The following is a 16,804-nucleotide window of genomic DNA, read 5'->3' as shown; positions in this document are numbered from 1 at the left end:
CGGCACATGCATGCAGCTGCTCACTGTAAAGAGCGACCCAGACTGCGAAGAGAAGCGTGACCCGGAGATGGATATGATCCGAATGAAAAGGAAAAAGAGCTTGACCTCAGCGCCCGATTAGAGAAGCGGCCGATCACATGGCTTAAAGCCCGTCCAAACTTTGGCCAGTGTTCAACTACAGGTCACTTTCATACCTTCAATCTTGAACATCAACTACTGGATGTTCTTTCTGAGTGTCTTTTGGTGCCACTCGGCACCTATCCAGGGATCGTTTGAGGTTAGGGGTAGAGTAGTACGCTAAGGATACCCTTCAGGGCTATTTTATCACTCTGAAGATGGTTTTCGAGCATAGTCATGGCTTCAGATCGAGCACTGGGGCAAATTCCAAAGGCCTGCTCAATGAGGCGGGCTTCACCCAGAACATCCTTCGAGAAGTTGAAGGCACGAGCCTGACCTTTGCGCAGTGTCCTGTGCTCTGCACAGGAAGGGCTTTGTCAACAGGGCCTAGAGTTTTCAGTCTCCTTGATCAATCTGTAAGGCGATGAACCTAAAGCGGAAACACCGACCTATAGCGAAAACATATAGGCGACAAAACAATCTTGGGTTGTACTACCTTCCAACAAAAATACACTCCCGCGGACCAAAGCCTCGAGTACGGCACCTGTTATCGTAACCGATGATAGCAACGTGTCACGGCCCATAGCCAATTAACGACATTATTTCGATGGCGGCGTTTTAACATTAGGGAGAGAGCCTATGCAAAAAGACCATCGCATTCGCTTAGAATTCACCAATAACAGCTCATCCGTTTTCACTTTTGAGCAAGCTCACTTAGAATATGGTCAACTAGCAGATGACAGCGAGTGGCCAAAAGAAATAGCTGCCGATGGTGGTCGCGCAACCGTCGAATGCGATGAGGCAGAAATGTCTGTCGCAGGATGCGCAGGCTGGGTAAAATATAAATCTTCCTCGCCTGAAAACCCTATCAGTATCTATTTCTCGTTCGCCAATCCGATTGGGAACGTGAACAAAATTGATGCCGGCACAAGCGATCAGATATACGAAACCATGACTTCTCAGTTCCTGCCGGTGCAGAGAGTTTTTCCAACCGAAGGTTCCGAGGAGCACTATTGGACGGTGGATGCATCCAGTACAGATGGAAAAACCAACGACGCTAGATTTGTGATTGAAAGCGGTGATACGACGGAAATTATTCCGGAGAACCCGCAGATGGTAAATGCCGCAGCAACTTTTGACAGTGTCAATGCAAACTCTGGTGGGACTGGCTACTATTTTACCATCCACCCTTCGATCTACTCACATTTTAAAGGAGTTGGTGCTTTTGGCTCAAAGTTAATCTTCACGCACACAAACGTGATGATTGACGACCAGCAAGGCATATACATGATTGGAAATAAAATTCCAAAAAAATATGGAGGCAGTGACATCATTCAAGCAACTTATAACACCGAACATGATCCCGCTTGGGGGCATCCAGGAGGTGTTCAAGTCTGCGGTAGCTATATGGCACTTACACTCGAGAAAAGTGACAAACATAACACCTGCTCGGAAGTACAAATATACGATGTGCGCCCCACGGCAAAAAACAAACCGATGAAACTTCTGACCACGATCCCGAGGGACGATAGCGGGGTAAATGGCGCAGGAATGACGAGAGAAAAGTCTGAAGAGGCAGTAGGTGGAGAAAAGGGAAAATACATTGTCATTGCAGGGGACAGCCCGGGGCTAAGTGTCTATCGATCCCAAACTACTGACATTATTGCGCAAACCCAGTTCGACCTCATTCAGTTGATTTCAAAGAAAGATCTGCCTGACACATTTAGTCCGGAGGGTGGCTTCGCTCTCGCGACACAGGAAAATGGAGAACTCTTTATCTTCACGATGCACGGCACCGATAGAAGTTTCGGTCTATATCAACTCCAGATTGAAGGAGATCATAGTGCAAGTGTGACGGAAGTTCGTGCTCCAATACTATTGGAGACTGGAGCTTCCTCGTCAGCCGACGCGGAAACAAGATACGACGATACATCAACCGCAATCAGCTTAGCTGATATCAAGGCGCGCTATAAGCCAGATACAGATATGATGTGGCCATCAGAACTTGGTGCCAATTTTCGATGGGGGAAAGGCCTTCAGATAACGTCACCTACCAGTATTGAGATTTTTGCAACCTCTAGGAGTGCGCTAGCTGGAACGTTTTCAATCGCGACTTGGAAGGCGTATACAGCTATTGACGCTGTCTGGTGGCCTAGCATTTATTACACTACAGGCTCCTCGGTGGCGATCGCTACAGATTACAACTCAGGCTGCCTGGAAATGAACCGTGGCTCTGGTGGAAATAGCAACAAACTTTACTACCGCGTAGGAAGGGCGCATTTCTCCGGCAATCGTATCGACTTTGGAAACGGTATATATTTTACAAGCAGCTCCGACTTTGCCGTATCTATGGACAATAAAGACCACTGTATCTGTGTGCATAGGGAAAGTGGGAGTGGCAATAAACTATATTATGCCGTTGGACTTGCGGATATAGGTGCCAGGACAGTCAATTGGGGCAATAATCAAAATTACACCACCGGGACCAAGGTCGCAGTCGCCATGGATAATCATGGTAACTGCGTTGAGCTACACACCGGTAGCGGCGACGACAAAGACAATCTCTACTACATGGTTGGGATCGTTAACTCCACTGCAAAGACAATACATTGGGGAGATAGCTACAAATATGACACGGGCGCTGACATTGCCATCGCAATGGATGATCATGGTAATTGCGTAGAGACACATAGAGGCAACCCGGCTTCTGGTAACGACGATAAACTTTACTACCGCGTTGGCAGAATAGACTTCAGCAAAAAGACCATAAGTTGGGGTGATAGTATCCAATACGATTCAGGCTCAGATCACTCAGTAGCGATGGACAATAGTGGTAATTGTTTGGAGGTTCATCGAGGTTCCGGTAGCAGTTCCAACCTATACTACCGAACTGGAAAAATACAATTCGAGAAAAAATCGATAGACTGGAGCAAAAGTAAGCAATACGACCACGGCTCCAATCTTGCTGTAACCATGGATAATAATGGCCACTGTATTGAAGTACATCGGCATTCGGAAGGTGGCAATGACAGCAATAAGTTATACTACAAAATTGGTTTGCCGGATCTGGACCCCGCTGACTAAGCTCTTCCCTTGCAAAGTATAGCGTACTTCAAACTCCCCGTAATGACGGGGAGTTTTGTGTATCCGTGACGATTTGTATGATCAGGAATGGTCATAGAGAAGCTGGAGCCCAGTGAGCGTGGCGGAGGTGCCGTCCAGTATAAGAGAACTGGCGCTTCATCAATGGTATATTGTCTGTCTTGGGGATAGGTTACCCTTGGCGGGATATGCATGAAGGCTACCGTAAACGCCTTAGGTTGGGGCTACTTCAATCCCCGATGGAAATGCTCCAATGTCTCCAAATGGCCCGATATCAAAGCGATTTCAGTCATCAAGAAACTTTGCCGAAAACTATACTACACATATTCTGGTTTTCCGAGCAACGCTTGGCAAGCAAACTAGTAGTTCGTTACCTTTACCAACTTAGACCTCAATACCGTCTTCTGCACGCTGTAAGATTAGCTAGATATGGTGGTTGAGGGCGGTATGGAGGAGCTGTCATGACCATATCAAACCTTCCTATGATCAGACCAGTAAAACCAGCCTGGAATCGTGGCAGGATTGTCGGGCAAAAGCGCCCTTTGCTACCAAAACACGTTTGGGCCGTTCGTGTTCGCATTGAGATCGCAGGCAAAATACGTGAGCTAGCTTTGTTCAATACAGCAATCGATAGCAAACTCAGAGGGTGTGGTCTTGTAGGTCTTAAGGTTATCGATGTTTCTACTACTGGGCGAGTGAAAGAGCGCACTTCAATAATACAGAGTAAGACCGGTAAGCCTGTGCAGTTTGAACTCATGGAGGGAACCAGATCAGCCTTGTCAAAATGGATAGACAGTCCAGAAATGATCGGGTCAGAGTACCTGTGGCCAGGCCGGTTTCATGACAGGTCGCATATTTCGACACGACAATATGGCCGAATGTTGAAGGAGTGGGTTCTTTCAATCGGGCTAGAACCAAGCTCTTACGGTACACACTCAATGAGCAGAACTAAGGTCGCGCAAATCTACAAGAAGACAGGTAATCTTCGAGCCGTGCAGCTTCTTCTTGGCCACACAAAGATGGGCAGTACTGTCAGATACTTAGGTATAAACCTTGAAGATGCACTTTCGTTGTCAGAGAAAATCGACATTTAGCAATCAAGGAGCTGGTAGGGAGCAGCTCCGCACTCTTCAGTTGTCAGCATGACCATTTGTAGATATTCGTGAATATCGCTAACTGCGGCCACAATTGAGCCTCTGCACCTAACTGTGTGGTGTGTTGACAACCAGGGCGATGTTCAGGATACGTGATGAAGTGTATGCCCTCAACGCTTTTTAAGGAACCTTGGCCATGACAGGATTGCTGGATCACGGGAGCCTCAAGTTCCTTGACCTGCTCACCCCAAAGGTCAAAGCCGCTTTTGCAGCTGTCGAACATCACCACACCTATCAGGACGGCCGCACGATCTTCTCGACCGGTGATGATGGTGATCGCTTGCTCATTGTACGTTCAGGGGCAGTTAGAATGGGGCGTTTCAGCCCCAGTGGCCGAGAAACAATTCTTGCTGTGCTTGGTGAGGATCACTTCATTGGCATCATGGGCGTGCTGACCGGTCGCAAGCGGACACAAAATGCTACAGCAGTTGGTAAAACAACAATCGGTTATGTTCTCAAAGCTGATTTTCTAACGCTAATGGACGCTCACCCCGAGATCGCCCGCGCAGCTTTGCCAGCGACATTGAGCCGTTTGAATGTGGCGCTGAACATGCTTGACGATCTGCGTTTGCTACCTTTGCCTGCTTATACAGCGGTGTTTTTGCAGAACATGCTCGAAGCTTCAGAAGTGCCTGGGATGCTCAACTGGAACCAGTCTGAGTTGGCAATCGCTGTGGGCACCTCACGTGTTTCTATGGGTAAAGCACTCAAACAGCTGGAAAACAATGGCCTAATCGTACTGAAGTATGGCGCAATTGCCGTGCCGGACGAGCAAGCCCTGTCAGATTGGATTGATGCCGCTAGAGTCGAGCATTTGTCTCTCTGAGGTCTGATCGCTCATGCCGTGTGCACAAATCTGAGTAAATAGCTAGATTGCTAAGTTCTTAGCATTCTTTGCGGAGCTGACTGCGTACAATCCTTCTGTATTTTTATCCCATTGATATTCAAGTGTCAGCATTTTGACCGCTGCCGCCGGTATCGGCGTGCCGTCTGGCGAATGATTGGGAAGAAAGATCTGTAGTGACTACGTTTAAGGGGGCATTCTATGCATGCGGCTAAACACATCTGCGAGCGCGCCACAGACAGCCTTTTAGGGCGTTGGTTCAAAGCTCAGACGACTCCTCCGCAATTTGCCATCAAGCGCAAGACGCCCTGCTTGCATCTCTGGTCCGCTGGTTGGTGGTGTTGATGCTGCTAGCTGGGGGAGTATTCCCCTCTGGTGTAAGTTCGCGAGCACAAATCATTCCCACTTTCTCTCCGCTCGGCGTTCTGTATTCGGGGCCAAATATGGACCATTCCTTCAACACCGAAGTTTGAAGTTCCCTGGTTTTCGCTGCCCTACGACCACATTACAAATACTTAAAATCCGAGGAATCGAATGTTCCAGAATAGTTTTGGTTCACAGACAAGACGAAAGCAAAAAACTGTAGTTTCAGCGTTGCGTATCCCAATAGTTGCACTCTTTGCCCTAGATTTGGCAGCCACCAGCCGGTTTGCTTGGGCCGAGGATATTGATGGGTCTTCGTCACTAACAATTGATAGTGATCCAACCGTTTCGGACCATCCTAGTCCGTGGGATGTGGGTGGCCCCCTGAATATTGGGGTGACAGCTGGGTCAGGTGCCAAGCTTACCATTCAAAACGGTGGTGAAGCGTTCGTTGCCAGCTATTTATACGTTGCCTCAGGCGACGATGCTTCAGGTTCTGTGGATGCGCATAACGGCAATGCTCTGGCCGATACGGGCGATGTGGGTGTCAGTGGCGGGCGCCTATTGATCACCGATAATGAGACAGTGGGTGATACCGCACTCACTGGTGGCTCGCTGGAGATCGCCACGGGTGCAACCCTTTTCGCGGATTCATTCATGCTGAGGGATGGAGCAGTCACCGGCGGCACGCTCGCGGGTAGTTCATACATCTTAGAAAACGGCAGCATAAGTGCAACGCTAACCGGACCCGGAGCGTTGACCACGATCGGCAGCGGTACCGTAATGCTGACCGGCACCATCGCTGCCGGAAACAGCCCCGGCACGCTGACTATTGATGGCGACCTCGATCTTACCTTCGCATCAGTTATGGATTTTGAGCTTGGATCTCCATCCAGCGCAGCGGGCGTAGACAGCGATCTGATCCGGTTGTGGTTAAATTTTTCCGATTTTTCACTCTCCAGGGATAGACGCACATGCAACGCTTGATCTTTGCATACAAAAACACATCAGCCCTAGCTTCACATAGGCTTGCGATTTCAATCATTGCAGGAGCGCTGACGGCAACTCCCCAAATTAGTCGTGCAGATGTTGTCTTTACCGGCAAAAACTACGGCTCCTTTGGCAGTGGCCATATGACCCTCGGCGATGGGGGCATTGGCACGCTCACAATTTCTGGCGAGGACAAACATGGCGATAAAGAAGATAGAACCATTACCGGCGACTTGAATTTTGCAGAGCATTATGTTTTTGATCCCGGACCTGCCCGCGGTGAGCTTAACGTGCTTGACGGTGCGCGTCTGACTGTAAACGGCAATCTTGATCTTGGTCATAGCTTCGAAAGCCCACCAGCACCAACAGAAGGAGGCCGTATCCTTGTTTCGGGCGAAGGATCTATACTTTCATCTATAAAGAGACTAAATTTCCAATATGGAACGAGTGCGCTCACCGTTTCTAATGGCGGTACTTTTTCCTCACCCAATTGGATCAGATTTGGTGATTCTGGTTATTTAGATGATTATAGCCAGTTTGCCGTCAATATCGGTGCTGCGAAAGGTGAAGTTGCTCAGGCCCCGGGAATACTGGATATTCCAAGCATTTATTTTCGCTTTTCCAATGGCGAGCTTAACTTCAATCACACTGATGACGCCTATATTTTTGATGTCGACATCGGGTCGATTCATTCCAATCAAGGATATCGCCACACAATCAATCAGATAGCGGGCACAACGATTTGGACCGGCGGTGTGGGTGAATTCTATGGTAGTTACAACAGTTTTGCTGGCACGACGAATATCACTGGCGGTGCATTGATCGTTAATGGCGAGCTGCCTGGGCAGATCAAGCTGACGGGCGGAACACTTGAGGGCACGGGTACTGTCGGCAATGTCGAGGCTACAGGTGGCACGCTCTCTCCAGGTTATCAAGGGAGTGGCACTTTGATGATCGGTGGTAACCTTGTTCTGGATGAAAATGCGACACTCGCTTTCGGTCTAGGCGCACCCGATGGCACTGTAGGCCTCGATAGCGACCTGATCACCGTTGGTGGCGACCTAACCTTAGATGGCACGCTTGATGTAACCGATACCGGCACGTTTGGTGCAGGTGTATATACATTAGTCACCTATGACGGGGGCCTGACAGACAATGGCCTCACAATCGGATATGCCCCTCTTGATTACGACTATGCCCTGAGCACCACTGTAACGCTTGGCACTGTGTCATTATTGGCCTCGACGCGGGATTTACTGTTTTGGAACGGCACTTCAACCGCTAACGGCACCGTGCATGGCGGCGCGGGCACATGGAATAGCTCAAGCCGTAACTGGACCAACTCTGCCAATTTCACAGATCTGGCCTATGACCCTGATAGCTATTTCGTTTTTCAAGGTACGGCGGGTACTGTCACGGTCGCTGATGAAGGTGTCTCGGTTGCATCTGGCCTGCAGTTTGCTGTCGATGGCTATCAGGTCACAGGTGGCGAGGTTGCGCTTGATGGCAAAACCTCGGTCCGTATTGGCGATGGCACGAATGCTGGTGCAGACTTCACTGCGACCATAGCTTCTGACATTACAGGGACCGGTTCTCTGGATAAAACTGACCTAGGCACACTTATTCTAGAGGGCAATAACAGCTATGCAGGTGGCACAACCCTGACAGCGGGCAAACTGGTTGTTAATGGCACCATTGGTGATGTTACAGTCAATGGCGGTAGCCTTGGTGGTTCGGGGACTGTAGAGGCTGTTGCTTTCCATTCAGGTGCCGTAATCGCTCCGGGAAACTCCATCGGGACTCTGAATGCGACTTCTCTTGTTTTCAATAGTGGTTCAACCTTTGAAGTTGAGTTGAACGATGGGGGCAATGCAGCAGGCACCAACAACGATCTGCTGGCTGCCAGCGGTACCGTGACAATCAATGGTGGTACGGTGCATGTTAAGCCGGAGAACGGAACCGACGATGGTTCAACCTATGCCGCCAATACGGTCTATACGATTTTAAGCGCTGTAGGGGGCGTCTCCGGAACGTTTGATTCACTCGCACCAACAGATGACTTCGCATTCCTTGATTTTGCTCTGTCATATGATGCCAACAATGTTTATCTCGGTTCCCAAATGGCATCCAGCACGTTCTGCATTTCCGGGATGAGTTCTAATCAGTGCGCTACAGGTGAAGGCGCGTTCTCACTTGGCAGCGGAGACTTGTTCAATTCAGTCTTGAACCTGTCCAATGCGGATGCAGCAGGAGCACTCGATCAGCTTTCAGGCGAAGCCCACGCCTCAATAAAAACAGCGCTGATTGAAGATAGCCGCTTTGCCCGCGAGGCAGCCCTCAGTCGTGTGCGCGTTGCAATGGATTCCGTTGCTGCGGATGGACAAGAACAAGTGGAAAAGCACGTTGGCGAGAGCCTCGCGTTCTGGGGGCAAGGTTTTGGGTCCTGGGGACGTTGGAATGGAAACAGCAATGCCGCAGGGCTTGACCAGTCAATTGGCGGTTTCCTTCTTGGTGGAGATGTCCAGATCGGCGAAAGTTCCCGTCTTGGCTTTTTCGGTGGCTATGACAACAGCAGTTTCGAAGTGAATGGCAGAACGTCCTCTGCGACGGCAGACACGCTGCATCTTGGTGCTTATGGTGGCACAGAGTTTGGGCCTCTGGGAGTGCGCGCAGGTGGTAGCTATGCATGGCACGATATCGACACGACCCGTTCGGTTGCCTTCACTGGCTTTGCCGAGAACCTGTCAGGATCCTACACAGTGCGAATTGCGCAGATCTTTGGTGAAGCGGGGTATCGTTTTGATTATGCTGCGACCAGTCTTGAGCCTTTTGCCAATATATCCTACATCCAGTTGTCCGGCGATGGGTACTCCGAAACCGGTGGCTCTGCTGCGTTGAAGGCTGGTCGCCAGACAATGGACAGCACCTTCACCAGTATCGGGCTGCGTGCAGAGACACGGGCGAACCTTGGTCAATTCACCGCGAAGCTATCAGCACAAGCTGCCTGGCAGCATGCGTTTGGCGATATAACTCCTGTTGTCAATCATGCCTTTGCCGGAGGCGATGACTTCTCCGTTGCCGGTATCCCGATTGCCAGAGATGCTCTTCTGCTGAATCTGGGAGCATCGGTGGATCTGGGACGGAACACAACCTTAGGTCTGGCATACGATGGCCGGTTTGGTTCCGGCTTCACCGATCAGGGGCTCAAAGCAAACATTGCTCTGAAGTTCTGACCATTCTCCTGTCTGAGCAAGACCACCTACCCAACATAGACCCGCCCGCCACTTGTAAACAGAAGTGGCGGGCAAATGCTCTCCACCTGTCGAAAATCCATATCCACCAATCCCGCTAATTTATCCCCGCCCTGAGCACGGTATTACTCATTAGCACTGTGACCTTTGCGTAGGAAAAGGAAGTGGTCTGGGAAACTCCGAAAGACTACAATCCAGACTGCCTCACTATTGATGGAAACGCTCTAATCGCCGGTAATGGCCCGTCGTCTCTCAAAACATTACTCGCATAGTTAGGCTTTCGCACCTGCAGCAAAGTTTAGAATTGCCGAATGATTGCAGTATTACCGATCTTAATCCGTCCATTAACTGTTTAAGAACAGCGTAATTAGCCTAACAAATCAGGGTGTTTGTGGTTACTCGGCAAAGTTCTCTTATTGTTCTTAACGATGGCAAAATATACTGCCGTGCGTCCACTGGGCCTATCTCTGATGGAATTTTCGATACCGAGCAGATTTAAGTAAAAATATGAAAATATGGCTATATTATGTGTAAATAATTTTTATAATGGAGAATAATATTTATTCAGTGCAACTCCTAGAAGTCGACATAAATGGTAATTTTTAGATTATATATCAATAATATCAATTAGATAATGTTGATTAGATTAGTAATTAGCAGTCAGGTGCATTTGAAATAAATACTTAATTATACTTGCACCTATTTGATTTAAGTTTATATTATGTTTTGTGAACAAAATTATCATGGGAAAAAACACTAATTAGAGTTGTTTGTTACTGATAGATGCTCAATTTTACTTCTGTAATTGAAGTAAAAATTGAGGGTAAGATGCATTACAGTTATTCGGGCTCTTCTAGCCGTTATAAGTACAATCCTTATGGCTATTATCCCTACAAATGGACTTCACCTGGCGATGAATGGCGTGATGCCCCATTTAGTCGCTCCACACCATATACAATTGATGCGGGCGAGAGCTTTGTTGGAAGATTGAGCTACCGCGGTGATCGTGATGCTGTGGCAATCGAGCTTGAAGAAGGTAAAGAGTACACAGTCTCCCTAAAAGGAACCGGGTATTACGGTGTTCGCAACACTGTCCTTACGCTTTATGATAGTGATGGTAACCGTATTGCCTTTGATGACGATAGTGGAGAAGGACGTAATTCTGAGATCACGTTTACGGCCACTTCCAGCGGCAAGTTTTATATTGGGGCTTCTTCCTTTGGTAACCGTTATTCTGGCAGCTATAAGATTGACGTAATCGAAAATGCCAGTCCAGTAGATCCAGACCCTGTGGACCCAGATCCTGTAGATCCAGATCCTGTAGATCCAGACCCTGTGGACCCAGATCCTGTAGATCCGGACCCTGTGGACCCAGATCCTGTAGATCCGGACCCTGTAGATCCAGATCCTGTAGATCCGGACCCTGTAGATCCAGATCCGGTAGTTCCCCAGCCAACCTCCGACCCTGAGATCGTTGTGCCTGAAGGGCACTTTACCAATGATCAAATCGCTAACCAGCTCACTGATGTAGCTTGGCGCAGTGGCCGTCGTGCATTTGATGTGGAACCAGGTGGCACGATCACGGTAAACCTAACAAGCTTGAACAGCGATGGTCAGGCTCTCGCGATCAAAGCTCTTGATGCTTGGTCGATGACTACGGGCATCAACTTTGAGCAGGCGAATTCTGGCGCACAAATCACCTTCAGTGATGATAGAAGCGGTGCCTACTCAAGCTCCCGCGCATATGGCGGCACCATTCAGTCATCAATTGTAAACGTAAGCACTTCATGGTTGAAGAACAGTGGAACCAGCCTGGATTCCTATTCATTCCAGACTTACATCCATGAAATCGGCCATGCTCTCGGCCTGGGGCATGCTGGCAACTACAACGGCAGCGCACGCTATGGTGTAGACAACCACTATGCGAACGATTCTTGGCAGGGCACAGTTATGTCCTACTTCTCTCAAAACGAGAACTCTGCTGTGGACGCTAGCTATGCCTATGTCGTTACGCCAATGATTGCTGACATTCTTGCAATGCAGGATCTCTATGGCACCGCTGATAACATTCGCAGTGGTGATACCGTTTATGGCGAAAACTCAACCGCTGGCGGTTACTATGATGATCTGGCGGATCTGAACCGGGTGACCTACACGATCTCTGACAGTGGAGGGCAGGATACTCTCAACTTTAGTTCTGTGCGTGCTGATCAGAAAATCTCGCTGTTGGCAGAAACCTATTCTGATGTGAATGGTTACAAAGGCAATCTGGCCATCATGCGGGATACAGTGATTGAAACTGCCTATGCAGGGTCAGGCAACGACACTCTGATCGGTAACTTTGCCGACAATGCTCTTTATGGCAATGCTGGTCATGATCGTCTTGAAGGCGGTTTCGGCGACGACATGCTTTCCGGAGGTTCCGGAAATGACAGGTTTGTGTTTGATACAAATTGGGGTGCTGATGAAATCATCGACTTTGAAGATGGCTTTGATCTAATTGAATTCTTAGACAATATCGATAGCTTCAACGACCTGAACATCTCCGGTAAGGATGGTGACACCATCATTTCTTATGAGGGTAGCTCCATCACCCTTTCAGACGTTGCCGTAAGCAACATCACGGCAGATGACTTCATATTTGCATGATAACCAACATGGAATAACCCGCGTCTGCGGGTTATTCCAAACCGAAAGCATTTAAACGTTTGGAGCAATCGCATATAGAGTTCCCTTTTTGGGGAATGCCTCAAACTTTTATATGCTCTCCACCACGCAGAGTTTAATCAAAAAGAAGACGCACTTGCAGAAAGATAGGGCTAAACGTAGCGGAGATCATTCAGCAACAACATGCAAGGAGTGATTAATCATAAAGTTTAGAACTCAAAGTTGATCTGACTGAAGGTGATATTGCAGAGTCGCCCTCTGGTTTGAATTTGAAGTTCTGCATGCTAATTCTGGTCGATACCTCCACGCTTAACTCTTGTGCTCTTTCTTATTCAGCCGCACGTCGGTAAACATACTTCAAAAGCTAACTTCCAACTGCTGCTGAATTTGGGAGAGAACTTGCAACCATTTAAAACACCTATCAACCCTCGGTAGAACCGCTCAAAAGTCCGCTTGAGGCCCTCGACGCTAGCAACGGCCTCTCACTGGCCGGATTTTTCGCAGTGCATTGAACGTCAGCAAAGTCCGCATCTTACCAGTTCAAAATCACCAAACTTGGGTGAATGAGATTCAATGTTCCCTTGTTGTTGTTCGTAACGCCCAAATGTGCACGCTCGGTCCAGTTGGGCCTGTATCATAAAATGATACGCCGCATCCAAGGTCGGGTTTGAGACCTGTTACCCGAAGCTGCACTTTGGCCATCGTACAGGCCGGTCATTGGCAAAGATTTGATTGCCGTTTTCAGGTTCGTAGCGCTTGGTCTACTTCTGATAAAGTGCGCCTTGCATCTTGGGCTTCAGTTCGCCAAGGCCATCCGCCAAAAAATCCACGAACCTGCGAACCCGAACTGTTCGTCGCAATTCTGAGTGCAGCAAGATGAATAGGGTGCGATCAAATTCAATCTCGGTATTTGGCACTTGGCGCAAATCGGGGAAAATATGTTCAAAAACAACAGGCAGAAATGACATTCCACATCCCTGCCTTAGAAGGCTAATGTGCATATATGTTTCGCTTGAGGAGTAGCGAATATCGGCGGCAGGAAATTGAGATTGCTTCAGCCACGCCGGATTTTCACGTGATTTCGTCCAACCAACCCAACTCAATCCGGCACCCTCGGGTCCGGCAGTGGGTAAAACCTCATCAATATACTGTTGATTGGCGTAGATCCCGATTGCCATGGGATAAAGTTTGCGCGCGGTGACGTCATCGGTTACCTCATATGCCGCTCGAAGAGAGACATCCGTTTCCGCTTGATTGATATCCTCTTGCGCGTCGGTCAATCGCAGTTCCACATCGATGCCTGGATAGGCCTGATGAAACCGCGCCAGTATCGGCGCGACGACATCAAGGGCCATAGCAGGCGGCAGAGAAAATTTAATCGTTCCAGTTTCGGTTCTATCCAAACCTTCGACCCGGCGACGCGCTCCAAGAAATACCTGCCCTGCTTCTTCCGCCATTGGTAAAAGAGCCTCTCCCGCTTCGGTTAACTCAAAACCGCGGCGAGAACGGGTAAAAAGCTGAACGCCATAGCTGGCTTCCAATACCTTGATGTTGCGGTTCACCGTAACATGATTGGCGTTCAGCATCTCAGCCCCAGCGCGCAGGCTTCCCTTGCGCGCAACAGCCAGAAAAAAAGGCATCATTTCCCAGTCGATGGACCGCATTTCGCATCCCTATGTTTCATCAGGCGAACACTGTGTTCGAAATTATGCAATTTATAAAGAGGTAATTGAAACATAGATATTGCTCAACAGAAAACTGGAGATATCTATGAAACGCAGAACCTTACTAAAATTTGCCGCCTTGGTTACAGCCGCATCCGTAATGTCGCTGCCCGCATTCGCGGACACTCATCAAGCGCAGGACAAAAGTTATATGACAGTGCTGGGCCAGAAGATCGCTTATGTTGATGAGGGCGAAGGGCGCCCCGTTGTCTTTTTGCACGGCAACCCTGCCTCTTCTTATCTTTGGCGGAACATCATCCCGCACCTGTCAGCCACACACCGCGTGATTGCACCTGATCTGATCGGAATGGGCGATAGCGACAAGCCAGTACTTGAAAATACCTATGCCGACAGCGCGGAATATATGTTCACCTTTCTTGACGCTCTGGATTTGAAGGATGCCGTGTTGGTGATCCATGATTGGGGGTCGGGTCTGGGCTGGCACTATGCGCGTACGCGTCCCGAACGTGTGTCCGCAATTGCCTTTATGGAGGCGATGACGCCGGGCTTTATTCCCTACGAAAGCTACGAGTCACTGGGCGATTTCGCGGAATTCGTACGCAATGTGAACACGCCCGGTGTTGGCGAAGAAATGATCATGAACCAGAACATTTTACTGGATCAATTTATGCGATACGGCAGCCCGAATGGACCGCTCTCGGATGAAGTTATGGCAGAGTATAACCGCTATTACCCAACAGCCGAGAGCCGGAAAATATTGTTGGACTGGCCACGCGAAATTCCAATCGCTGGCGAACCGGCAGATGTCTATGAGGTGGCGACGGCAAATAACGCGTGGTTGCTGGCCAGTGATCTGCCGAAATTGATGTTCCACGTCGATCCAGGCGCGATACTTCCGATGGCCCAAGCCGAGTATTTGCAGAAGAACCTGAAAAACCTTGAGACGGTGTTTCTTGGCCAAGGGGGGCATTTCGTTCAAGAGGACTATCCCGATGAAATCGGCAAGGCTCTGGCCGAGTGGTTGACGCGGTTCTGACAGGTAAACCGTCACAATGCGCCAAGGAAAGAACCGCTAGTTCGACGTGATCACCAGCGGACCCTTGGCGCAATCACAGACCCAATTGAAAATTCAGTTGATTGAAACCAATCCCCTTGGGGATCGAGATGAATAATGTTCGGAGAGACATATGACAAAATCAATGACAGCAGCAGTAATTAAGCAATGGGGCGGCGCGGCAATATTCGAAATCGCGCAACTCCCCATTCCAGACCTTGAAGCCGACGACGTGCTGATCAAAGTGGCCTACGCGGGGGTCAATCCGGTAGATTGGAAAATGCGAGAAGGACACCTCGCCTCGGCGATGCCAAACGCCAAGTTCCCTTTGGTTCTCGGAGTGGACGCTTCGGGTGTCGTGGTGGCGACAGGCAAAAACGTAACTGAGTTCTCTGAGGGCGATAGAGTTGCTTCCGCAACCAATATGTTTTCTGCGGGGAAGCCTGGGTCCTATGCAGAGTATCTCGTGGTCGATAAGTGCCGGGTTGCGCTGATCCCTGCAGATATGACCTTGGAATCTGCATCGACCATTCCGACTGCAGGTGTGACGGCCTGGCAGGCACTGTTCGGGGCTGAAAAAAGTGCGCTCAGGAAGGGTGAAAGCAAAAAGATACTCATCAATGGTGCTTCGGGTGGTGTGGGCAGTTTTGCCGTTCAATTGGCAAAATGGGCTGGCGCAGAGGTAGCCACCACCTGCAGTGGCGCCAATTTGGACTATGTTAAGTCCCTGGGAGCCGATTTCCCGATTGACTACAAAACTCAAAGTATTAGCGACGAAATTTCCAAATGGGCTCCAAATGGCTTGAATTTGATCGTCGACACCATAAGCGCCGACTCGCTTGCTGATCCTGTGGCCTTGTTAAAGCGAGGCGGTCGGCTCGTTAATATCGCAACATTGACGGATGACGGAGATGTCGAAGCTCAAATCGCTGAAGCGAAAGAACGCGGTGTCGAGAAAATTTTGGCTTTTGTCGACGACTCGAGTTTCGGCGCGGAAATTCGGGAAATCGTTAATTTGGTTGAGGCTGGCGAGTTGAGCCTTCCTAATACCGAGTTTTTCGAATTGAACGATGTAGTTCGTGCGCATGAAAAGCTGGAGACAGGACATGTGAAGGGTAAACTGGCGCTGTGGGTATCAGGTGATCAATAAAATCTTTCAACCGGCGGATCCTTGTTAGCCTAGGCTCCGCCCCTCGTTCTAAAAAGTAGAAAACATCCAAAAATATGTGAAAATTGGAGGCCGTACTGTTCAGGGCGCTTGGTTACTAAAACGCTTATTGGAAAATATGATGCGAACGTCAGCTATCTGTCCCGCTTCGCAGTTACTTACGAACCCAAAATGCTGCACCATCGACCAATGTCAACTTTCGGGAGGCGAGTAAGTAGATTTTGAAGTGGGCTGAATGTCAGCAAAGGGGCCGTTTGAGTAGTTACAGATCGTTTACAGAAGCTACTGAAGAAGCTTCTTGGTGGAACTGATTCAACCCTTGCTAAAAACGCCCAACGGCGGCTAGTGGCCCTCAGCGCCAAGCGGATTAAAGCCAACCCTAAGTCGACATCACGCTCTGTAAAGGCAG

Annotated in this window: 9 protein-coding genes and 1 pseudogene; 8 read left to right on the top strand and 2 right to left on the bottom strand. The window is 49.1% G+C overall.

The window, feature by feature from the left end:
* Positions 1-278 precede the first annotated feature (278 nt).
* Positions 279-470: pseudogene (locus PsAD46_RS27555) on the bottom strand (hypothetical protein); the annotation flags it as partial.
* 286 nt (positions 471-756) lie between these two features.
* On the opposite strand from PsAD46_RS27555, the gene PsAD46_RS04275 reads away from it, so the two are divergent.
* The 6 genes from PsAD46_RS04275 to PsAD46_RS04250 all read left to right on the top strand — a co-directional run bounded on the left by PsAD46_RS04275 (position 757) and on the right by PsAD46_RS04250 (position 12,470).
* A complete protein-coding gene (locus tag PsAD46_RS04275; RefSeq protein ID WP_063306219.1) occupies positions 757-3,201 on the top strand; it encodes a hypothetical protein in 2,445 nt (814 codons plus the stop codon).
* Positions 3,202-3,680: 479 nt separating this feature from the next.
* Entirely contained in the window at positions 3,681-4,313 is a 633-nt protein-coding gene (locus PsAD46_RS04270) for a tyrosine-type recombinase/integrase (RefSeq protein ID WP_063292537.1), read from the top strand.
* A gap of 196 nt (positions 4,314-4,509) precedes the next feature.
* Entirely contained in the window at positions 4,510-5,199 is a 690-nt protein-coding gene (locus tag PsAD46_RS04265) for a Crp/Fnr family transcriptional regulator (protein WP_063292536.1), read from the top strand.
* 612 nt (positions 5,200-5,811) lie between these two features.
* Entirely contained in the window at positions 5,812-6,567 is a 756-nt protein-coding gene (locus PsAD46_RS04260) for a hypothetical protein (RefSeq protein ID WP_153040676.1), read from the top strand.
* Entirely contained in the window at positions 6,555-9,803 is a 3,249-nt protein-coding gene (locus tag PsAD46_RS04255) for an autotransporter domain-containing protein (protein ID WP_208981670.1), read from the top strand. Before PsAD46_RS04260 ends, PsAD46_RS04255 begins: the two co-directional genes overlap by 13 nt.
* An 846-nt stretch (positions 9,804-10,649) precedes the next feature.
* Positions 10,650-12,470, top strand: coding sequence for a M10 family metallopeptidase (locus PsAD46_RS04250; RefSeq protein ID WP_208981669.1), 1,821 nt, complete (start codon positions 10,650-10,652; stop codon positions 12,468-12,470).
* A gap of 779 nt (positions 12,471-13,249) precedes the next feature.
* Here the strand turns inward: PsAD46_RS04250 and PsAD46_RS04245 are convergent.
* Complete coding sequence (locus PsAD46_RS04245) at positions 13,250-14,152, bottom strand: LysR family transcriptional regulator (RefSeq protein WP_063306217.1); 903 nt, start codon at positions 14,150-14,152, stop codon at positions 13,250-13,252.
* A 106-nt stretch (positions 14,153-14,258) separates the two neighbouring features.
* Between PsAD46_RS04245 and PsAD46_RS04240 the strand changes: the two genes are divergently transcribed.
* Positions 14,259-15,209: a haloalkane dehalogenase gene (locus PsAD46_RS04240; RefSeq protein ID WP_063306216.1), complete on the top strand. Its 951-nt coding sequence runs from the start codon at positions 14,259-14,261 to the stop codon at positions 15,207-15,209.
* Positions 15,210-15,360: 151 nt separating this feature from the next.
* Positions 15,361-16,377: an NADP-dependent oxidoreductase gene (locus tag PsAD46_RS04235; protein WP_063306215.1), complete on the top strand. Its 1,017-nt coding sequence runs from the start codon at positions 15,361-15,363 to the stop codon at positions 16,375-16,377.
* Positions 16,378-16,804: the final 427 nt, after the last annotated feature.

The sequence above is a fragment of the Pseudovibrio sp. Ad46 genome, assembly GCF_001623065.1.
Lineage (GTDB): Bacteria > Pseudomonadota > Alphaproteobacteria > Rhizobiales > Stappiaceae > Pseudovibrio.
The sequence above is the reverse complement of the archived record's forward strand: the minus strand, read 5'-3'. Positions and strand labels throughout refer to the sequence as shown.